General features: G+C 58.1%; 16 protein-coding genes. 10 read left to right on the top strand and 6 right to left on the bottom strand.

Annotation, left to right across the window (positions count from 1 at the left end; translation table 11 throughout):
* Window positions 1-21: 21 nt before the first annotated feature.
* From GIR22_RS09465 to GIR22_RS09485, 5 genes are all read right to left on the bottom strand, one after another.
* A complete protein-coding gene (locus tag GIR22_RS09465; RefSeq protein WP_154743077.1) occupies window positions 22-783 on the bottom strand; it encodes a 1,6-dihydroxycyclohexa-2,4-diene-1-carboxylate dehydrogenase in 762 nt (253 codons plus the stop codon).
* A gap of 10 nt (window positions 784-793) precedes the next feature.
* Window positions 794-1,828 carry a benzoate 1,2-dioxygenase electron transfer component BenC gene (benC, locus tag GIR22_RS09470; RefSeq protein ID WP_154743078.1) on the bottom strand — a complete coding sequence of 345 codons (1,035 nt, stop codon included), beginning with the start codon at window positions 1,826-1,828 and terminating at the stop codon, window positions 794-796.
* A 10-nt stretch (window positions 1,829-1,838) separates the two neighbouring features.
* Window positions 1,839-2,327, bottom strand: a complete 489-nt coding sequence (gene benB, locus GIR22_RS09475) for a benzoate 1,2-dioxygenase small subunit (protein WP_154743079.1) — start codon at window positions 2,325-2,327, stop codon at window positions 1,839-1,841.
* The gene (locus tag GIR22_RS09480; protein ID WP_154743080.1) at window positions 2,324-3,700 is read right to left on the bottom strand and encodes an SRPBCC family protein; all 1,377 of its coding nucleotides are present in this window, start codon (window positions 3,698-3,700) and stop codon (window positions 2,324-2,326) included. The genes benB and GIR22_RS09480 overlap by 4 nt, the downstream gene beginning before the upstream one ends.
* A gap of 106 nt (window positions 3,701-3,806) precedes the next feature.
* The gene (locus GIR22_RS09485; RefSeq protein WP_154743081.1) at window positions 3,807-4,754 is read right to left on the bottom strand and encodes an AraC-like ligand-binding domain-containing protein; all 948 of its coding nucleotides are present in this window, start codon (window positions 4,752-4,754) and stop codon (window positions 3,807-3,809) included.
* Window positions 4,755-5,262: 508 nt separating this feature from the next.
* On the opposite strand from GIR22_RS09485, the gene mexE reads away from it, so the two are divergent.
* From mexE to GIR22_RS09510, 5 genes are all read left to right on the top strand, one after another.
* Complete coding sequence (mexE, locus tag GIR22_RS09490) at window positions 5,263-6,507, top strand: multidrug efflux RND transporter periplasmic adaptor subunit MexE (RefSeq protein ID WP_154743082.1); 1,245 nt, start codon at window positions 5,263-5,265, stop codon at window positions 6,505-6,507.
* Window positions 6,508-6,522: 15 nt separating this feature from the next.
* Complete coding sequence (locus tag GIR22_RS09495; RefSeq protein WP_154743083.1) at window positions 6,523-9,702, top strand: efflux RND transporter permease subunit; 3,180 nt, start codon at window positions 6,523-6,525, stop codon at window positions 9,700-9,702.
* Window positions 9,699-11,114: an efflux transporter outer membrane subunit gene (locus GIR22_RS09500; RefSeq protein WP_154743084.1), complete on the top strand. Its 1,416-nt coding sequence runs from the start codon at window positions 9,699-9,701 to the stop codon at window positions 11,112-11,114. Before GIR22_RS09495 ends, GIR22_RS09500 begins: the two co-directional genes overlap by 4 nt.
* 389 nt (window positions 11,115-11,503) lie before the next feature.
* Window positions 11,504-11,734 (top strand): cupin-like domain-containing protein, encoded by a 231-nt coding sequence (locus GIR22_RS26840; RefSeq protein ID WP_154743085.1) that lies wholly within the window; start codon window positions 11,504-11,506, stop codon window positions 11,732-11,734.
* 204 nt (window positions 11,735-11,938) lie between these two features.
* The gene (locus GIR22_RS09510; RefSeq protein WP_154743086.1) at window positions 11,939-13,204 is read left to right on the top strand and encodes an MFS transporter; all 1,266 of its coding nucleotides are present in this window, start codon (window positions 11,939-11,941) and stop codon (window positions 13,202-13,204) included.
* A gap of 76 nt (window positions 13,205-13,280) precedes the next feature.
* Here the strand turns inward: GIR22_RS09510 and GIR22_RS09515 are convergent, their stop codons facing one another.
* Entirely contained in the window at window positions 13,281-14,297 is a 1,017-nt protein-coding gene (locus tag GIR22_RS09515) for an AraC family transcriptional regulator (RefSeq protein WP_154743121.1), read from the bottom strand.
* 242 nt (window positions 14,298-14,539) lie between these two features.
* Here GIR22_RS09515 and efeU point away from each other — a divergent pair, with 242 nt between their 5' ends.
* The 5 genes from efeU to GIR22_RS09540 all read left to right on the top strand — a co-directional run bounded on the left by efeU (window position 14,540) and on the right by GIR22_RS09540 (window position 20,360).
* Window positions 14,540-15,388 (top strand): iron uptake transporter permease EfeU, encoded by an 849-nt coding sequence (gene efeU / locus GIR22_RS09520; RefSeq protein WP_154743087.1) that lies wholly within the window; start codon window positions 14,540-14,542, stop codon window positions 15,386-15,388.
* A 10-nt stretch (window positions 15,389-15,398) separates the two neighbouring features.
* Entirely contained in the window at window positions 15,399-16,601 is a 1,203-nt protein-coding gene (efeO, locus tag GIR22_RS09525; protein WP_154743088.1) for an iron uptake system protein EfeO, read from the top strand.
* Between the two features lie 13 nt (window positions 16,602-16,614).
* The gene (efeB, locus tag GIR22_RS09530; protein ID WP_154743089.1) at window positions 16,615-17,913 is read left to right on the top strand and encodes an iron uptake transporter deferrochelatase/peroxidase subunit; all 1,299 of its coding nucleotides are present in this window, start codon (window positions 16,615-16,617) and stop codon (window positions 17,911-17,913) included.
* Window positions 17,914-17,942: 29 nt separating this feature from the next.
* Window positions 17,943-18,761 (top strand): iron uptake system protein EfeO, encoded by an 819-nt coding sequence (gene efeO / locus GIR22_RS09535; RefSeq protein WP_154743090.1) that lies wholly within the window; start codon window positions 17,943-17,945, stop codon window positions 18,759-18,761.
* 339 nt (window positions 18,762-19,100) lie between these two features.
* The gene (locus GIR22_RS09540) at window positions 19,101-20,360 is read left to right on the top strand and encodes a glycosyltransferase (RefSeq protein ID WP_154743091.1); all 1,260 of its coding nucleotides are present in this window, start codon (window positions 19,101-19,103) and stop codon (window positions 20,358-20,360) included.
* Window positions 20,361-20,422: the final 62 nt, after the last annotated feature.

Here is a 20,422-nt window from a genome sequence, read left to right on the forward strand (position 1 = left end):
TGTCTGCAGGTACATGTCGGATCAGCCCAGGTCACCGCCTCCCACCGGCAAGGTGACACCCGTGATATATGAGGCTTCGTCAGAGGCCAGAAACAGAATCGCGCCGGCTTGTTCGTCAATGCTGCCGTAGCGCTTCATCAGGCTGCTGTCGAGGGTCTGGTCGACGATCTGCTGATACCACACGCGTTCCTGCTCGCTTTGCGGCTGGCCGTTGCGCGGGATGCGGCGCGGCGGTGCTTCGGTGCCGCCCGGCGCGGTGGCGTTGACCCGGATGCCGCTGCCGGCGGTTTCCAGGGCCAGGCAGGCAGTCAGGGCATTGACGCCGCCCTTGGCCGCGCCATACGGCACCCGATTGACGCCGCGGGTAGCGATGGAGGAAACGTTGACAATCGCGCCGCTGCCCTGCTCCAGCATGTAGGGCAATACGCAGTGGCAACACCACAGCGTCGGGAACAGCGAGCGGCGCACTTCGGCTTCTATTTCCTGTTCGCCATAGTGTTCGAACGGCTTGGCCCAGATTGTCCCGCCAACGTTGTTGACCAGAATGTCGATACTCCCGAAGCGGGCCTTGGCGGCCGCCATCACCCGGGCACACTCGGCATGCTGTTCAAGGTCGGCGGTAAGGACCAGGGCGTGTTCATGCTGCAATTCATGAACGAGCTCCGAGCGGTCGACGGCGACCAGCCAGGCACCCTCCTCCAGCAGACGCTCGGCAACACGACGGCCGATGCCCTGGGCTGCGCCGGTAACCAGCGCAACCTTGTTGTTGAAACGTAAAGTCATGATGATTTCCTCAGGCGGCATCGCCGGTGGAACAGGCCGCCACGATGGCGTTAGGCGTGAACTTCTCGTAATGAAAGCTGGCCGGCGTCACGCCCTGGTTTTTGAAGTGTTGACGCACGGCATCGACCATCGGCGGTGGCCCGCAGAGGTATACATCGACATCGCCGTCGTTCAGCGCACTTTCAGCCATGTGCTGGGTGACATAGCCCTGCTGCGAATGAAGGGTCTGGGGATCGGCCACGCACGTGACAAAAGTGAAGTTGGGCAACTGCACGGCGAACGCTTGCAAAGCCTCGACCATCACCAGGTCCTGATCCCGCGTCACCCCGTAGATCAGCGTGACCTGGCGAGTCTCCTTGCGTTCGGCCAACACTTGAAGCATCGACAGAAAGGGCGCAAGGCCAGTGCCGCCGGCGAGAAACAACAATGGCCGGGTAACTTCACGCAGGTAGAAACTGCCCAGCGGCCCGGTCATCGGCACCGCGTCGCCCGGCTGGGCGTGCTCCAGCCAACCACTCATCAGGCCGCCGGGTACATGCTTGATCAAAAAGCTGGTGAGCTTTTCGCCGGGGCGGTTGCTGAACGAGTAAGAGCGGGTTTGCCCGCTGCCGGGAACGCCAATATTGACATACTGGCCAGGGAGGAAGACCGGTGCCTGATCCAGCTCGAAACTGACCTCCAGGGCGGCGTCGGCATGGCGGGTAATGTTTGAGACTGTGGCGGCAAACTGCGCCGTCCCGGTCTTGCATGCGCTGGACGACACGGGCACGGCAATCACGCAATCGGAGCTCGGCACCATTTGGCAAGTCAGGATCTGGCGCTCCTGCGCCTCATCCTCGCTTAGCGCGTCTTCGATGTAATCATCACCCAAGTCATAGGCGCCGGTTTCGCAGCGGCACTTACAGGTGCCGCATACGCCGTCGGAGCAGTCCATGGGCAGGTTGATACGTTGGCGAAAAGCGGCATCGAGGACCTTTTCACCCACCTTGCAGTCGATGAAACGGGTGATCCCGTCCTCGAAGTTCAGGGCTATGGAGTACGTCATGGGTGTGTCCTCAGATGTGGTAAATATCGATGACCTGATGGATGTAGTCGTTTTTCAGCACCACTTTCTTACGCGTGATCAGCGGCTGTTCGGCGCTGATATCCAGGCGGTAAAACGAGGTGCCGAAATACGAATCCGTGGTCTTGTATCGATGGCTGAGGGTCTGCCAGTTGAACCGCAGCTCCACGTTCTGGCCGTCGTCGGCCAGTACTTCCAGGTTGGTGAGCAAATGCGCGGTGCGCGGCTCCGGCATGCTGGCGCTCGAACGCTCGGTCTTGATGCGAAAAACACGGTCTTCCAGGCCGTCACGGCTGGGGTAATAAATCAGCGAAATTTCGCTCTGCGGATCTTCAGTCAGCGTGTCATGGTCGTCCCAGGCGGGCATCCAGAACTCAACCTTGGGCGAATAGCATTCCAGCCACTCGTCCCACTGGCGATCGTCCAGCAAGCGCGCTTCGCGGTAGAGAAAGTCGAGCAGGCGATCGCGGGAAATGCTCATGACTGCACCTCCTTATCGGTGGCAATCAACCCTTGCTGTTCAAGCTCGATGGCACGTTGCAAGCTCGCCGCCCAATGCGCATGCTGGCGCACGAACAGGCCTTCATCTTCGGTTTTCACGCCGCTGAGCTGCGGGTTGATACCCATGGCCCGGGCATTCTCATCAGCGCCTTCGACCCATTGTTTGGCGCCTCGGCTGAGGTCATTCCACAAGGTAGTCGCGCCTTGATAGCCAACCTGGCAGGCGCGGAACTCTTCCAGGTCGTCAGGCGTACCCATGCCACTGACGTTGAAGAAATCCTCGTACTGGCGGATGCGTGTCGCCCGTTCCTGGGCACTTTCGCCCTTGGGCGCCATGCAATAAATCGTCACCTCGGTCTTGTCGACCGCGATAGGCCGCACCACACGGATCTGCGTCGAGAACTGATCCATCAGGTAGACGTTGGGATAGAGGCAGAGATTGCGCGTCTGGTCGACGATAAAGTCGGCACGCTCCTGGCCCAGGCGCTCGGCCAGCTCCTCGCGATGCGCATGCACTGGACGCACTTGCGGATTGAGCAGGTGGGTCCACAGCAGGATATGACCGTGCTCGAAGGCATACACGCCGCCGAGGCTTTTGGACCAGCCATTGGCGTCGACAGTGCGCGTGCCTTCGGCCTCGTAGTTGCGCCGGCCCATGGTTGCCGAGTAGTTCCAGTGCACCGAGCTGACGTGATAACCATCGGCGCCATTCTCGATCTGCAGCTTCCAGTTGCCATCGTAGACATAGGTCGAACTGCCGCGTAGCACCTCCAGGCCCTGCGGTGCCTGATCGACCATCTGGTCAATGATGACGCGGGTTTCGCCCAAATAATCGCTCAGCTCCGGCACCGCTTCGCTGAGGCTGCCAAACAGGAAACCCCGGTAGTTTTCGAAACGGCCCAGGCGCTTGAGGTCGTGCGAGCCGTCGCAATCGAAACTGTCGGGATAGGCGCCGCCTTTGGCATCCTTCACTTTGAGCAGCTTGCCGGCGTTGCTGAACGTCCAGCCGTGAAACGGGCAGGTAAACGAACCCTTGTTACCTTGCTTGCGCCGGCAGAGCATAGCGCCACGGTGAGCACAGGCATTGACCAGGCCGTGCAGTACAGCCTGTTTATCTCGGGTGATGACGACCGGCTGACGGCCAATCCAGGTGGTGAAATAGTCGTTGATTTCCGGCACCTGGCTTTCATGCGCCAGGTAGACCCAGCCACTTTCGAAAATGTGCTTCATTTCCAGGGCGAACAGGTCGGGGTCGGTAAAGATATCGCGGCGGCAGCGGAAAACCCCGGTGGCGGGATCATCTTGAACGCTATCGCTGAGTTGGCGTGCGAGTCGGTCGAGCGTGCTGATCATGGGGTAGGCCCTCCGTTGTTCTTGTATCAGGCCCCCTCACCTTATGTGCTTGCCCTGCCCCCCAATATCCGCTGACTGCAAATCGCTATCCGCCCGGCGCGCCCTTTTATCTTTGCCGCCGCCAGGTCTGCGAAGGCAGCTCGCCAAAGCGCTTGCGGTACGACTCGGAGAAGCGCCCCAGATGCAGAAAGCCGTAATCGAGCGCCACTTCCGTGACACTGCGCGCCTTGGCCAACTGCAACACCGCATGCACCCGCTCCAGCTTGCGCTGACGCATATAGTCACGGGGTGACAAGCCCACCTGGCGTTCGAAAAGGGTGTACAGCGAGCGCTCGCCAACCCTTGCCACCGCCATCAGTTGTTTGACGCTGATATCTTCGGTCAAGTGTTCTTCAATGAATTGTCGCACCGGCTCGAAACCACCGCGCTCATCAGGCCGGGGAACAACCCGCAGGACATTGTTGGTCAGCAGCGCCAGGAGCTTGTTCGCCACAATCCGCTCATACAGGGCCTGCACTTCAGACTCTGCAGCATTCTCGGCCTCATGGCAGATCAACCCCAGCAGTGGCAGGAAACCGCCCATTTCGGTGAGGTCATGGCGCGCGGCAACGAAGCGGATGCCTTGCTGTGGAAGCGTCCAGTGCTGCTCAAGGCAAGCGTTCTCGAGTAGGCGCACAGGCAGTTTGATGATGAATTTTTCGCAATCTGCGGAATAGGTCAGGTCCACGGGATCATCAGGATTGATCAGCAGAACTTCGCCAGGCCCCAATACCTGTTCCTGGCCACGGGACGTCGAGCGGCAATGGCCTTGCAGCAGAATCTGCAGGTGGTAAATCGTCTCCAGCGCTGTCGACGTCACCCTCACCGGGGCGCCATAACGGATACGGCACAAATCCAGGCTGGAGAAGGTTCGATGGCTGATGCTCGCCTGGGGCCGGCCTTTGGGTGGCAGGCGGATACAATGGCTGCCAACATGCTGATTGACGTAGTCCGACACGGCATGGGGGTCGGCACGATCGAAAATCTGGCTGCGCTCACTCAATAGCACGGTCATGGTTGCGTCTCTTATATTTTTATTGGGCCCAGGCTGATGCCAAGATGCCCCGCTGGCAAGACCTGTGTGGCAGCAGTTTGGAAATCACGGCAGATTCAGTGGCTTGACCATCATGTGTTCGGTTAACACTATGGGTATCGAAACGTTCGATGGTGATAGCCGCCATGATACGTCCTATCTCCATTATGTGTGTTCTTCAATGAAGATTGACCCGGGGAAAGCAGGCCGTCCAATATTGATTAGGTCTCCCTTAATACCCTGGAGGTATCGTGGGGCTTCGCCATTTACGCGAGTACCACGGAACAAGCCCAGTGTCATTTTTACGCCCTGCGCAACAGTCTTTTGTCATCAGCAGGATTGATAGCTTCCTAACGAAACCCCCATTCTAGGGGGCTCTCTTCGCGCTTATATCATTCCGAATGATAGTTACCTTTGTTTCATTCGATTCGTGAGATAGCACATCGCCGAGCATGATCCGCCCATCTCAATACTTTGGCGGATGCACCTCATGGAACAGTCACTCAAACATTTTCGCTATCCCTTGGCCATTTTGGCCGTGATGGTGATGAGCGCCTGCGGCAAAACCCCTGACCAAGCGGCCGCCATGCCAGCCAGCAGCGTCAGCGTCGCCAAGGTCCTGGAACAACCTGTCAATGAATGGGACGAGGTCACCGGTCGCCTGGAAGCCCCGGAAACCGTACAGATTCGTCCGCGAGTTTCCGGCCAGATCGACCAGGTGGCCTTTACTGAAGGTGCACTGGTCAAGAAAGGCGACTTGCTGTTCCAGATCGACCCGCGTCCATTCCAGGCCGAAGTGCGTCGCCTCGAAGCCCAGTTGGCGCAGACTCGCGCCGCCGCCGTCCGCAGCGAGAACGAAGCCCGACGCGGCGATCGCCTGCGCCAGAGCAATGCGATCTCGGCGGAGCTGGCCGATTCGCGCACCACTGCCGCCCAGGAAGCCCGCGCCGCCGTCGCCGGGATCCAGGCACAGTTGGACCTGGCCAAGTTGAACCTGAGCTTCACCCGCGTCACCTCGCCGATCAGTGGCCGTGTCAGCCGGGCCGACATCACCGCCGGCAACCTGGTGACCGCCGATGTCACCGAACTGACCAGTGTGGTCTCCACCGACAAAATCTATGCCTACTTCGACGCCGATGAGCGCGTGTACCTCAAGTACACCGAACTGGCGCGCCAGGGTCGCCGTGGGGCCACCACTCCGGTGTACCTGGGCCTGTCGAACGAAGACGGCAACCCGCACCTGGGCGAGATGAACTTCATCGACAACCAGGTCAACCCGGCGACCGGCACCATCCGTGGCCGAGCAGTGTTTGATAACACTGACGGACGCTTCACGCCAGGCCTGTACGCACGCTTGAAACTGGTGGGCAGTGGCACCTACTCCGCCGTGCTGATCAACGACGAAGCGGTGGGTACCGATTTAGGCAAGAAGTTCGTGCTGGTGATGGATGGCGACAACAAATCGTCGTACCGCGCCGTGGAACTGGGGCCGAAGATCGAAGGCTTGCGCATCGTGCGCAGCGGCCTGAACAAGGACGACACCATTATCGTCAAGGGCCTGCAGCGGGTTCGCCCGGGTTCACCGGTAGCTCCGCAAACCATCCCGATGGCCAGCAAGGAAACCCTCGCCGCATTGGCACAACAACGACAAGCGCTTGAAGCCAGCAACCTGGAGCAGGTGACGACGGAAAAAACCGCCTCCAAGCTCGCAAGCACTGCGACTCCACGCGGTTAAGGGACAACACTCAAGATGAATTTTTCCAAGTTCTTCATTTCGCGGCCGATCTTCGCAGCGGTGCTCTCGCTGTTGATCCTGATCGCCGGTGCAATTTCACTGTTCCAGTTGCCGATCAGTGAATACCCGGAAGTCGTACCGCCTACCGTGGTGGTACGCGCCAACTTCCCCGGCGCCAACCCTAAAGTCATCGGTGAAACCGTTGCCGCGCCCCTGGAGCAAGCCATTACCGGCGTTGAGAACATGCTGTACATGTCCTCCCAGTCGACGGCCGACGGCAAGATCACCCTGACCATCACCTTCGCCCTCGGCACCGACCTGGACAACGCCCAGGTACAGGTGCAGAACCGCGTAACCCGGACCCAGCCCAAGCTGCCGGAAGAAGTGACCCGGATAGGTATTACCGTGGACAAGGCCTCTCCGGACCTGACCATGGTGGTGCACTTGACCTCACCGGACCAGCGCTACGACATGCTCTACCTGTCCAACTACGCCATCCTCAATATCAAGGATGAGTTGGCGCGCCTGGGCGGTGTCGGTGACGTGCAGTTGTTCGGCATGGGCGACTACTCCCTGCGGGTCTGGCTGGACCCGAACAAGACCGCTTCGCGCAACCTGACGGCCACTGATGTGGTGACTGCGATTCGCGAGCAGAACCGCCAGGTGGCCGCTGGTGCCCTGGGTGCGCCACCTGCACCGAATGCCACCAGCTTCCAGCTGTCGGTCAACACCCAAGGTCGCCTGGTGACCGAGGAAGAGTTCGAGAACATCATTATCCGCGCAGGCGACAACGGTGAGATCACCCGCCTCAAAGACATCGCGCGGGTGGAGCTGGGTTCCAGCCAATACGCCCTGCGTTCGTTACTCAACAACCAACCGGCGGTGGCGATCCCGATCTTCCAGCGTCCGGGTTCCAACGCCATCGAAATATCCAATGAAGTGCGCGCCAAGATGGCGGAACTCAAGCAGAGTTTCCCCGAAGGTATGGACTTCAGCATCGTCTATGACCCGACCATCTTCGTTCGTGGCTCCATCGAAGCGGTGGTTCACACCCTGTTCGAAGCACTGATCCTGGTAGTGCTGGTGGTGATCCTGTTCCTGCAAACCTGGCGCGCCTCGATCATCCCGTTGGTGGCAGTACCGGTATCGTTGATTGGTACCTTTGCAGTGATGCACCTGTTTGGCTTTTCCCTCAACGCCCTGTCGCTGTTCGGGCTGGTATTGGCCATCGGTATCGTGGTGGACGACGCCATCGTGGTGGTGGAAAACGTCGAACGAAACATCGAGCTGGGCCTGAAACCGTTCGAGGCCACCCAAAAGGCCATGAGCGAAGTGACCGGCCCGATCATCGCCACGGCGCTGGTGCTGTGTGCGGTGTTTATCCCGGCGGCCTTTATCAGCGGCTTGACCGGGCAGTTCTACAAACAGTTCGCCTTGACCATTGCCATTTCGACGGTGATCTCGGCCTTCAACTCACTGACCTTGTCCCCTGCCCTGGCTGCCGTGCTGCTGCGCAGCCATGACGCGCCAAAGGACCGCTTTTCGAAAATTCTCGACAAAATTTTCGGGGCCTGGTTGTTCCGTCCGTTCAACCGTTTCTTCGATCGGGCCAGCCATGGTTACGTCGGCACGGTACGCCGGGTGATTCGCGGCAGCGGCATCGCACTGTTTCTGTACGCAGGCTTGATGGTGCTGACCTGGTTCGGTTTTGCCCACACTCCGACCGGCTTCGTACCGGCCCAGGACAAGCAATACCTGGTGGCCTTCGCCCAATTACCGGACGCCGCGAGCCTTGACCGCACCGAAGATGTGATCAAGCGCATGTCCGATATCGCCCTGAAACAACCGGGTGTGGATAGCGCCGTGGCGTTCCCTGGCCTGTCGATCAACGGTTTCACCAACAGCACCAACAGCGGCATCGTGTTCGTGACCTTGAAGCCCTTTGACGAGCGTAAAGGGCCGGGCATGTCCGCCGGGGCCATCGCCGGTGCGTTGAACGGCAAGTACAGCGATATCCAGGAAGCCTATATGGCGATCTTCCCACCGCCGCCGGTACAGGGCCTGGGCACCATTGGCGGGTTCCGCCTGCAAGTGGAAGACCGTGGCAACCTGGGTTACGACGAACTGTACAAAGAAGTGCAGAACGTCATCACCAAGAGCCGCACCGTACCGGAACTGGCCGGCTTGTTCACCAGTTACACGGTCAACGTGCCTCAGGTCGATGCCGCCATCGACCGGGAAAAAGCCAAGACCCATGGCGTGGCGATCAGCGACATCTTCGACACCCTGCAGATTTACCTGGGTTCGCTGTATGCCAACGACTTCAACCGTTTTGGCCGTACCTATCAGGTCAACGTGCAGGCTGAGCAGCAGTTCCGCCTGGACGAAGAGCAGATCGGCCAGTTGAAAGTACGCAACAATAAGGGCGAGATGATCCCACTGGCGACCTTTATCAAGGTCAGCGACACCTCGGGGCCGGACCGCGTGATGCACTACAACGGTTTCATCACCGCCGAAATCAACGGCAACGCGGCACCGGGCTACAGCTCCGGCCAGGCTGAAGCGGCGATTGAGAAACTGTTGAAGGACGAACTGCCCAACGGCATGACCTACGAGTGGACCGACCTGACGTACCAGCAAATCCTCTCGGGCAACACCGCGCTGTTCGTGTTCCCGCTCTGCGTGCTGCTGGCGTTCCTGGTACTGGCCGCCCAATACGAAAGCTGGAGCCTGCCACTGGCGGTGATCCTGATCGTACCGATGACCCTGCTGTCGGCCATCACCGGGGTGATTATCTCTGGCGGCGACAACAACATCTTTACCCAGATCGGCTTGATCGTACTGGTGGGGCTTGCCTGTAAGAACGCGATTCTGATCGTCGAGTTTGCCAAGGATAAACAGCAGGAAGGTCTCGATCCGCTCGCCGCGGTACTGGAAGCCTGCCGCCTGCGTCTGCGGCCAATCCTGATGACCTCGTTCGCCTTCATCATGGGTGTGGTCCCCCTGGTGTTCTCCAGCGGTGCCGGTGCCGAAATGCGTCATGCCATGGGCGTGGCGGTGTTCTCCGGGATGATCGGTGTGACGTTCTTTGGTCTGCTGTTGACACCAGTGTTCTACGTACTGATCCGTCGTTTTGTCGAGCGCAGCGAAGCACGCAAAGCGGCCAAGGCCTTGAAGCTGGAGACACAGCAATGAGTGTGAAAGTGTTCCTGCCAAGCCTGCTGGTACTGGCGCTCAGCGCCTGTGCCGTGGGCCCTGACTACCAAACCCAAACCCCGGAGGCGGCCAATATCACGGCTGCCGCCGACGCCAAGCAGTACGACCACGCGAAGTTCGAGGGCATCTGGTGGCAGCAGTTCGAGGACCCGACCCTTAATCAGTTAGTGACCCAGTCCCTGCAGGGCAACCGTGACCTGCGTGTGGCCTTTGCCCGTCTGCGGGCCGCCCGGGCGATTCGTGATGACGCCAGCAATGACGCCATGCCGACCATCACCAGCCGTGCCAGCAGTGACCTGGCCAAGGGACAAATCCCTGGCCAGACCACCCGCCGTGTGAACAGCGAACGCTACGACCTGGGCCTGGACATGGCCTGGGAGCTGGACCTGTTCGGCCGTATCCAGCGCAACCTGGAAGCCAGCGACGCGGACCAACAGGCCGCCGAAGCCGATCTCTATCAGTTGCAAGTCAGCATGATTGCCGAATTGGTGGACGCTTACGGTCAACTGCGGGGCGCGCAACTGCGGGAAAAAATCGCCCTGGCCAACCTGAAGAACCAACAGGATTCGCGCACCATCACTGAAAGCCTGCGCGACGCGGGTGTCGGTGACCAACTGGACGTGGTACGTGCCGACGCGCGCCTGGCGGCGGTGGAAGCCAGCGTTCCGCAACTGCAGGCCGAGCAAGTGCGCGAGCGTAATCGTATCGCCACCCTCCTCGGCCAGCGCCCCGACAAACTGAGCGTGGACCTGAGCCCCGCGAACCTGCCGGCCATTGCCAAGGCGCTGCCGATTGGCGACCCGGGGCAATTGCTGCAACGTCGCCCGGACATCCTCAGTGCCGAACGCAAACTGGCCGCCGCCACCGCGCGGATCGGCGTGGCCAAGGCCGACCTGTTCCCACGGGTCAGCCTCAGCGGCTTCCTTGGCTTTACCGCCGGCCGTGGTTCGCAGATCGGTTCATCCGCCGCCAACGCCTGGGCCCTGGGCCCAAGCATCACCTGGGCAGCCTTTGACCTGGGCAGCGTGCGCGCGCGCTTGCGCGGTGCCGATGCCGAAGCCGAGGGCGCCCTGGCGACGTATGAGCAACAAGTGCTGCTGGCCCTGGAAGAGTCGGAAAACGCCTTCAGCGATTATGGCAAACGCCAGCAGCGCCTGGTTTCGCTGATTCGTCAGAGCGAGTCCAGCCGCGCCGCCGCCGACCTGGCAGAAATTCGCTATCGCGAAGGCAGCGCGGATTTCCTGGTGCTGCTGGACGCCCAGCGTGAGCGCCTGGCGGCCGAAGATTCCCAGGCCCAGGCCGAAGTGGATCTGTATCGCGGCATTGTTGCGATCTACAAGGCATTGGGTGGAGGTTGGCAGCCGGACACCACGGTGGCCAGCGCAAAGTAATCTGAAGAGCTCCTTTGGTTGGTCGCATCCAACCAATTTTTAGCCCCGTGGTCCATTCGGTCACGGGGCTTTTTTTTGGAGCGTCCTAAAATGTTGAAAGTTACGTCTGTAAGCCAAACAAGAAGCCCTTCGTAAGTAACTTCCTAATACCGCTCTGCACTTGGTATTCAGGCTTAGCTGTTTTCATTGACATGCTCATTTTGCGTCAGCAAATTCTCCAGTTATGGAGGCACTGATACATATCACTTGCGCAATACTGACAACATTGTCTTTACTCAAGTGGCGCCGATTAGTTCATAAATTACGCGGAGGCTCGCAGACGAGTTAGGGCCTCCCGCGTAGTTCTGGACCGAAACTCCAATAGTAGCCTTTAAAACAAGGATCACCCCTTGTCAAATAAAAATACACATCCTCTTGAGAGCATTAATGCTAGCAATGTAATACTTTTTCAAAAAAATTACCTTATGAATGAAAAGCCAGTCATTCTAAAAGGAATGGGTAAGGATTGGCCTGCAATTAGGCGTTGGTCTGCGGACTTTTTCAAAAGTATTTATGGACACGTAAAAGCGCCTATCTGTTACTACAAGACAAACAGCAAGAACCTTATTACGCTGGATTAGAGAAGTCCGTCGCGCTTGTAAAAAAATAATTGTTCCTGCACGTTTTCCATCCAATGGAATAACAAATTCGATTATTGCCAACCTTATGGCTTGGGAAGCTTTTAAGTATTTGGCAAATATTGATCCTTCAAAAGTGGATGCATGCATCTTAAACTTAAGCTTCAATTCTTTTGAATTCACAAAAAAACAGGTATTCAAATAAAAATGGGCGCATTCAAATATTTAGGAAATAAAAACGACAACCTATATTACTCCTTGTCAATTTTTCTAAATCTGGACGTTCAGAGAAGCTTATTTGTGCTTTACTTACTGCAACTTGGCATCACACAAGGAGAAATAGGCGCTCTTCAATCCTTCTTATTCTTTTCTTCTGTGGCGTTAGAAGTTCCATCTGGCTTAATCGCAGATCGATATGGTCGCAAGGTTTCTCTTATAATCGGTTTTTTAGGGTTATGCATAAGTGGTGTTGGTTTTTTGCTATTTACCTCTTTTATTCCTTTCGCGATTATATTCTGTCTGTTCGGAGCTAGTATTGCTATGGGCTCCGGTTCAGACAGAGCATTATTGTATGACAATTTACTCGCGAAACATCGAGCCGAAGAATATCCAAAAATATTATCACGTGCTCGCGCTATTGGTGCAGTGTCATTAGGTTTGTCCATGCTTCTTGGCGGTGTACTACAAAATACTTGGTCTTGGGATAGCGTTTATATTTTTTTTGCAATATCAAAGCTTATTGGAGCGTTTGTTGTAACATTCATTCCCGAGTTCAAGCTCCCACCTATCTCAATGGATCTTAATAAAAAAATTGGCATAAGGAATAAAAATACGGAAGGAGTATTCATATTATTAATTGATTTTTTTCGTTCTAAAAAAGGCGCATTCCTTATACCCTTATTTATTGGATATGCTTTATTCGAGCTTTCGACGGTCCCTTTGTTTATCTATGGTCAGCCATTTTTTTCCATTCGAGGTTTAGAAGTGCCTGTCATTGCTGGTATTTATGCTGGAGTTGAAGCTGTATCGGCAGTAATGTTCATGGTAGCTGGTTTTATTTGCTCTAGATTCTCTCTCGGCATCATTGCTGCCACCACTACTATTGCTATAACTTTCCTTCTTTTCATTTTATCACTGGATATCGGAATAATTACTTCAATTGTAAGCTTTCTTCTAATTATGTCGATACCTGCTATATATGAGACTTCTTATGAAACGCACATTCATGATAATGTCGAGTCACGTATCCGAGCATCTTGCCTCTCTGTAGCAAATCTTATCAATTCAGTTATTATCGGCGCCTCCTACACTGTTTTCGGCGGATTACTGGATGCATATGGCTTCTCGATGACCTTGATTATAGTTGCAGCTTCCTGTTTTGTTGGCTTGATTGGTGTAAGCACAACCTTGCTGATAGGTAGACAAAATATCTGTTTAAAAAACAAGGAACTTGAATCATCCCGGACTTTCTAAACGCTCTACTAGGTGTCATTACTGCTGCAAAAAATCAGCGGAAACTTTAACTTAGCCTTATCCGCGCACTTGCGCCCTACGTAATATCATTAAGAATCAAGCTGCGGTAATGCCCGGGGTTGGACCCGACCCATTTGCGAAACGCCTTGTAGAACGAACTGACATCGGCAAACCCCAGGCGCGAGGCGATATCGGCAAAGCTGATCTGCGGTTCTGCCAGCCAGACAATGGCCAACTCCTTACGCACGCTGTCCTTGAGGCTTTGATAGGTATGCCCCTCTTCTGCCAGGCGACGGCGCAGGGTGGATGCCGACACACACAGCGTCTGGGCCAGTTGCTCGGTTTCCGGCCAGATCTGGGCCGGCATCTGCCGCAGGTCGTGCTTGATCCGCATGGCCAGGCTGTCGGGATCACGGTATTTGACGAGTATGTTGGCCGGTGCCTGGGCAAGAAAACGCTTGAGCTCTTCGGCGTTGCGCTTGATGGGCAAGTCGAGGCAGTCGGCGGAGAAAATCATCCGGGTGCGTGGCCGCTCAAAACGCAGGTTGTCGGAAAACATGACTTGGTAATCGTCAATAAACGCTGGTTGCGGGCAACGCAGTTCGATAGCGAGGATCGGGATACGCCTGCCGGCCAGCCAGCACGCAACGCCATGGACGATCATCCAGTAAGTGAAATAGGTGAACGCCCGCCTGGACTCAGGCTCAGGTTCCAGCAGCACGATCTCCGCCAGGCTTTGCTGACGCACCAACTGGGCTGGCAAGTGATCAAGCATCAACGATAAAAACCCCAGGCCGGTTTCCAGGCCCGCCCCGAGACTGAGCGGAGCCATGGAGGCGCGGCAGAGAAACGCCAGGCTGCCGGTCTTGAGCCTGCGCGGGTCCATAGCGAAAAACTCATCATCCAAGCGGCGTGCCAACAAGCGCCACAGCCGGGCATAAGCCGTGGCCGGAACACGCGCTGCCGGCTGTTCCAGCAGCGCCGGATCAATCCCGACCTTGTTCAGCACTTCATGGGTAGCCGCACCCGGTGCGCAGCTTTGCAACAGGGCTTCGCGGACCAGATGGATGGAGATGGTGTCTTTTTCCGCCATGACGTATGGAGTGCCGGTTGCGCTGGAGATGTCGCGCATCATAGTGGGCACAGGGCTTCACCACCACCGCAGAGGAAGCTGTACACCTCAAAAACAGGTAGTCCGGCCGGCATAGAGCGTGGTGTAGATACCAATGCCATCACCGTTCAGCCATCGTTCAGGAAACGCCAATATTTCCTATTTAGGAATAAGTATCATTATGTTACAACTTAGCTTCCTATCTAATTACGCTTCGGTGCCGAATGCTTGTTCCATTTCTAATCATGCTGCGCGAAGGGATTGAAGCGGCATTGATCGTTGGCATCATCGCCAGTTACTTGAAGCAAACGGGGCGCGGCCAATGGATGCCTGCTGTGTGGGTCGGTGTCTTCCTTGCTGCTGCCCTGGCGCTGCTGGTGGGCGGTGGCCTGGAGTTGATGAGTGCGGAGTTTCCGCAAAAGCAGCAGGAATTGTTCGAAGGCATTGTCGGCCTGGTGGCCGTGGGCATTCTCAGTTCCATGGTGTTCTGGATGCGCAAGGTGGCGCGGTCCATCAAGCATTCCCTGCACCAATCCCTCGATCACGCGTTGGCCGGTTCCCGGCATCAGGTCACTGCGCTGATCGCCATGGTGTTTTTCGCGGTCGCCCGGGAAGGCCTGGAAACGGTGTTTTTCCTGCTGGCGGTGTTCCAGCAGAGTGAAGGCCCGGCCGCGCCCATCGGTGCCCTGCTCGGCCTGATCCTGGCGATCGTCGTCGGTTTGCTGATCTACACCGGCAGCATGCGCCTGAACCTTGGCGCGTTCTTTCGCTGGACCGGCCTGTTCATCCTCGTGGTGGCCGCCGGCATTCTCGCCAATTCGGTGCAAGCCCTGCACGAAGCCGGGATCTGGAACCATTTGCAAACCGTCTTGTTCGACTTCAGTGCCGTCCTGCCCATGGACGGCCCGCTGGGCTCCGTGCTGGCCGGGATGTTCGGTTATCAGGATGCGCCGACGGTCAGCACATTGGGTGCCTACCTGATCTACCTGTTGGTTGCCCTGGTGATGTTCTTCCTGCCCACGGCGCCCACCAAACCCGCCACCAACCGCACCCCTTCCGCTTCCAGCCTGTAAGGACCGTATTTTGTCCAGCCAATCCCCTCAACCGGCCTCGCCTCCCCGTGCCCTGCGCTGGGCAGTGGCCGGCTCGGCGCTCGTGATGATCGCCTGCGCAGGCCTGTTCTACTACGCCTCGCAAATAGCCGCCGCCAAACGCCAGACCAACCACAATGAAATTGCCGTGACGATCCACGCCCATAGCTGCGAACCCAATGCGCTGACGGTACCTGCCGGTCGCGCCAGCTTTCGCATCATCAACCGCTCGGACCGGGCGGTGGAATGGGAAATCCTCGATGGCGTGCTGGTGGTCGAAGAACGGGAAAACATCGCCCCAGGCCTGAGTCAGGTGATCAACGCCCGCCTGCTACCGGGTGATTACGCGATCACCTGCGGCTTGCTGAGCAACCCACGCGGCACCTTGCATGTGACGCCGACCGCCGAGTCGGATGCACAGGCCTTGGCCAAACCCTCCATGGTGGCGTTTATCGGGCCACTGTCGGAGTTCCGGGTGTACTTGAGCGGCCAGGGCAGCACTCTGATCAAGGCCGTCACGGCCCTTGACCAGGCCATCGCAGTTGGCGACCTGAACCTGGCCCAGACCCTCTATGTACCGGCCCGCGAGGCTTATCAGCGCCTGGCACCCGCCTCGCAACGCCTGGCGGAACTGGACAATGCCATCAATGCCCGCGCCGATTACTTCGAAAAACGCGAGCAAGACCCGGCATTCATCGGTTTCCACCGTATCGAGTACGCATTGTTCCAGCAGCGCAGCCTTGACGGCCTGGCACCGGTTGCCCAGCGCTTACTGACCGACGTCACCGCCCTCAAGCAACAGTTGTTGGCCCAGTCGCTGCCACCGGAGCAACTGGTGAGCATTCTGGTGCGCAACCTCAACAGCCTGGCGGATGTTCGCGCCACCAGCGGCGAAGAAGAACGCTACAGCCATATCGACCTCAACGGCTTTGCCGCCAACCTGGACGTCACCCGCAAGGTGGTCGATCTGATGCGGCCGCTACTGAGCAAGTCGGCCGCAGGCGTACTCCCGGGGATCGACACCGCCCTCGCCGCCTTCGACGCCGAACTCAACGGCTTGAAGGTGGATAACCACTACAGCACCTATGACAGCGTCACGGCAGACCAGCGCAAGCTGATCGCCAACAAGGCCAAGGCTCTGGCCGTTGCACTCGATGGAATCGATCCCGCCCTTGGCCTTTCCGGCCTACAGTGAAGACCCACTAGACATGAGTGATTCCGATACTTTTTCCCCCCAGCGTCGTCATGTATTGCTGGGCATGGCCGCCACCGGTGCAGCGATTGCCGGTGCAAGCCTGAGCTGCCCGGCCATGGCCGCGGCCCAGGTCACCACCGCGCCTAGCAGCGAGAAGACCCAGGAGCGCCATGATTTCCAGGGTAAGCATCAAACCGGCATCGTTACCCCACGTCCAGCCTGCGGCATGCTGGTGTCTTTCGACGTGTTGGCCAGCGATCGCGATGACCTGGAGCGGCTGCTGCGTACACTGACCGAACGTATCGACTTCCTGATGACTGGCGGCCCCGTACCGCAGGTCGACCCGAAACTGCCACCCACCGATTCCGGAATCCTCGGGCCGGTGGTCACGCCTGACAACCTGACCATCACTGTATCGGTGGGCGAGTCGTTGTTCGATGAGCGCTTCGGCCTGGCCAGCGCCAAGCCCAAGCGCCTGACCCGCATGGTCGGCTTCCCCAATGATGCCCTGGAAGCGGCCCAGTGCCACGGCGACCTGAGCCTGCAGTTCAGCGCCAACACCCCCGACACCAATATCCACGCCCTGCGCGACATGGTGAAAAACCTGCCTGACCTGCTGCTGGTGCGCTGGAAACAGGAAGGCAGCGTGCCGCCACAGGCCCCTGCCCGCCCCGGGACACCGGCACAAAGTGCGCGCAACTTCCTCGGTTTCCGTGACGGCTCGGCCAACCCGGACTCCAACGACGAACAGGCCATGGACCGGATCGTCTGGGTCCAACCTGGCAGTGACGAACCGGCCTGGGCCACCCATGGCAGCTACCAGGCAGTGCGGATCATTCGTAACTTTGTCGAGCGCTGGGACCGTACCCCCCTGCAGGAACAGGAAAGCATCCTCGGCCGGATCAAGACCAGTGGCGCGCCCATGGACGGGCAGAAAGAAACCCAGGTACCCGATTACAGCAAGGACCCGCAAGGCAAGTTGACCAAGCTCGATGCCCATATCCGCCTGGCCAATCCACGCACCCCTGGAAGCCAGGCCAACCTGATCCTGCGCCGGCCGTTCAACTACTCCAACGGTGTCAATAAAAACGGCCAGCTGGATATGGGGTTGTTGTTCATCTGCTACCAGGCCGACCTGGAGAAAGGCTTTATCAGCGTGCAAACCCGGCTCAACGGCGAACCCCTGGAGGAATACCTGAAGCCGGTCGGCGGCGGTTATTTCTTCACCCTGCCGGGTGTCACCGGCCCCCGGGACTTCCTTGGACGCACGCTGTTGGATGCCACGCGCCCGCAAACCACTGCCACTACCTGAAACCCAGCCCCCACAACGGAAACCGTCCCATGAAAAAGTCGTCTCTCGCGTTGTCGTTGTTCATGACCCTATCGCCGCTGGCGGCCTTTGCCGCGACAGCGCCACTGGACCTGGTTGGCCCGGTGTCGGACTACAAGATTTACGTCACCGAACAAATCGGTGAGCTGGTGACCCAAACCCAGGCGTTCACCGACGCCGTGAAAAAAGGCGACCTGGCCACCGCCAGGAAGCTCTATGCACCCACCCGAGTGCACTATGAATCCATCGAGCCGATCGCCGAGCTGTTCAGCGACCTCGATGCCTCCATCGACTCCCGGGTCGACGACCATGAGAACGGCGTGAAGGCCGATGATTTCACCGGCTTCCACCGTCTCGAATACAGCCTGTTTGCCGAGCACACCACCCAAGGCCTGGACGCCCTGGCCGATGGTTTGAACAAAGACGTCAAGGACCTGCAAACCCGTGTCGACGGCCTGACCTTCCCACCGGAAAAAGTCGTTGGCGGTGCCGCTGCGTTGTTGGAAGAAGTGGCCGCCACCAAAATTTCTGGCGAAGAAGACCGCTACAGCCACACCGACCTGTATGACTTTCAAGGCAACATCGACGGTGCGAAAAAAATCGTCGACCTGTTCCGTGGGCAGATCGACAAACAGGACAAGCAATTCTTGGTCAAGGTCGACAAGAACTTTGCCACCGTCGACAAGATCCTGGCCAAGTACAAGACCCAGGGCGGCGGTTTTGAAACCTACGACAAGGTCAAGGAAAACGACCGCAAGGCGTTGGTGGGCCCGGTCAATACGCTGGCGGAAGACCTCTCGACCCTGCGTGGGAAATTGGGTCTGAACTGACAAGAAAACCTCATGCCGCGCACTTGCACTGCTGCGCGGTGCGCGGTGCGCGGTGCGCGGTGCGCGGTGCGCGGTCGAGGAGCTTGCCTGCCTTGATGCGCCTACAAGCGTTTATTTCACCGCTGGATCAGGCGTGAAATTTTCAAACGCAGCCCCGATCGATACGGGTTTCCCGGCAGCCCTGAATCACCTGAACAGATGTCCCTGTATTCCGCTACAGACTTTTCCCGCCTGCAAACGCCTAATCTTCTCTCATGCTGAATCGTTTTTTGTTGACGATATCTGATCGCCGTAAATCAGGAGTGTTACCCACCGCAAGATCACTTTAGAGGGAGTCTTATGCATGTGATCATTACGGCCATCGGCTCAGCCGGTGACGTTCACCCATTTATCGGGATCGGGCGCACGCTCGCAGCACGCGGGCATCGGATAACGTTTTGCGCCAGCGCAGCGTTCGCGCCGGTGATCGAGCGCTGCGGTTTCAAGTTTTTGCCATTGGGTACCGCCGAGGAATATCGCACCATCATGGCTGACCCGGCGTTGTGGCATCCACGCACGTCGCTGCCCACCCTATGGAAATCCGTCGCCGGTACGTTACGCGAACAGTATCGGCTACTGGAACAAGCCTGTGACGACGACACCGTCATGCTCGGTTCGTTGTGGGCATTCTCTGCCCGCCTGCTGCAAGAAAAACACGGCATTCCGCTGATCACTGGCCAGGTCACACCGTTCGCCATCTGGTCACCCCTCGCGCGTCCCACCCATCCACCAGGAACGAACCTGCCGGCTTTTGTCCCGTATCCCCTGAGACGCCTGCTGCTGGGTGTCATCGAGCACACCTTTCTCGATCGGCTCATGAAGCCGGAGCTCAACGCTTTTCGCCGTGAATTGGGTTTGCCCCCGGTCAAACGCATCATCAGCCAGTGGATCTCCTCGCCCGACCGGGTGTTGGGATTGTTTCCGGATTGGTTCGCCCCCATCCAGCAGGACTGGCCTGCCCAGACGGTACTGACCGGGTTCCCGTTATTCGATGAATCCAGTTTCCAGGAGCCCGACGCCGAACTGGAGGACTTCTTGAGCGAGGCCTCACCGGTGGTGTTTACCCCAGGTTCGACCACGGTCAACAGTGAGCAGTATTTCTCGGCTGCGGCCCAGGCGCTGAAGTTGGTCGGCCGCCGCGGGGTGTTCCTGACCAGCCAGCCGGTAGGCCCGTTGCCCAGCGACGGCAGGATTCTGGTAAGGCGCTACGTGCCGATGAGCCGCATCCTGCCTCACAGCTCGGCGCTGGTGCATCACGGCGGCATCGGGACCACGGCACTGGCAATCACCGCCGGGGTGCCGCAGGTCGCCACGCCGTTCGCTCACGACCAGTTCGACAATGCAACGCGAATGGAGCGCATGGGGTGCGGCCTGCAGGTACTCGCTCCAGCCTCCGCCGAGTCGCTGGCCGCGGCCTTGGACAAGGTGTTGAGCAGTCATGACATACGCGCCAGTTGTGAGCGCTATAGCAAGCTTATTGCAAGTGGTGACAGCGCCAGCGAAGCGGCGGCGCTGCAAGTCGAGGCACTCGCCCGCACACATAAATACCGCGTGGCGTAATCAAGGGTTAATCGGGGATTGACGGTGCGCCGCCAATGGTCGGGACTTAAGACATCACTTTT

The sequence above is a fragment of the Pseudomonas karstica genome (assembly GCF_009707515.1).
Lineage (GTDB): Bacteria > Pseudomonadota > Gammaproteobacteria > Pseudomonadales > Pseudomonadaceae > Aquipseudomonas > Aquipseudomonas karstica.

Bases quoted from the DNA above. Each gene is read 5' to 3' on its own strand.
- efeU (WP_154743087.1), top strand. From the start codon at position 14,540: ATGCTTGTTCCATTTCTAATCATGCTGCGCGAAGGGATTGAAGCGGCA.
- GIR22_RS09515 (WP_154743121.1), bottom strand. From the start codon at position 14,297: ATGGCGGAAAAAGACACCATCTCCATCCATCTGGTCCGCGAAGCCCTG.
- benC (WP_154743078.1), bottom strand. From the start codon at position 1,828: ATGACGTACTCCATAGCCCTGAACTTCGAGGACGGGATCACCCGTTTC.
- efeO (WP_154743090.1), top strand. From the start codon at position 17,943: ATGAAAAAGTCGTCTCTCGCGTTGTCGTTGTTCATGACCCTATCGCCG.
- GIR22_RS09485 (WP_154743081.1), bottom strand. From the start codon at position 4,754: ATGACCGTGCTATTGAGTGAGCGCAGCCAGATTTTCGATCGTGCCGAC.
- GIR22_RS09510 (WP_154743086.1), top strand. From the start codon at position 11,939: ATGGGCGCATTCAAATATTTAGGAAATAAAAACGACAACCTATATTAC.
- efeB (WP_154743089.1), top strand. From the start codon at position 16,615: ATGAGTGATTCCGATACTTTTTCCCCCCAGCGTCGTCATGTATTGCTG.
- GIR22_RS09495 (WP_154743083.1), top strand. From the start codon at position 6,523: ATGAATTTTTCCAAGTTCTTCATTTCGCGGCCGATCTTCGCAGCGGTG.
- GIR22_RS09465 (WP_154743077.1), bottom strand. From the start codon at position 783: ATGACTTTACGTTTCAACAACAAGGTTGCGCTGGTTACCGGCGCAGCC.
- GIR22_RS09500 (WP_154743084.1), top strand. From the start codon at position 9,699: ATGAGTGTGAAAGTGTTCCTGCCAAGCCTGCTGGTACTGGCGCTCAGC.
- mexE (WP_154743082.1), top strand. From the start codon at position 5,263: ATGGAACAGTCACTCAAACATTTTCGCTATCCCTTGGCCATTTTGGCC.
- benB (WP_154743079.1), bottom strand. From the start codon at position 2,327: ATGAGCATTTCCCGCGATCGCCTGCTCGACTTTCTCTACCGCGAAGCG.
- GIR22_RS09480 (WP_154743080.1), bottom strand. From the start codon at position 3,700: ATGATCAGCACGCTCGACCGACTCGCACGCCAACTCAGCGATAGCGTT.
- GIR22_RS09540 (WP_154743091.1), top strand. From the start codon at position 19,101: ATGCATGTGATCATTACGGCCATCGGCTCAGCCGGTGACGTTCACCCA.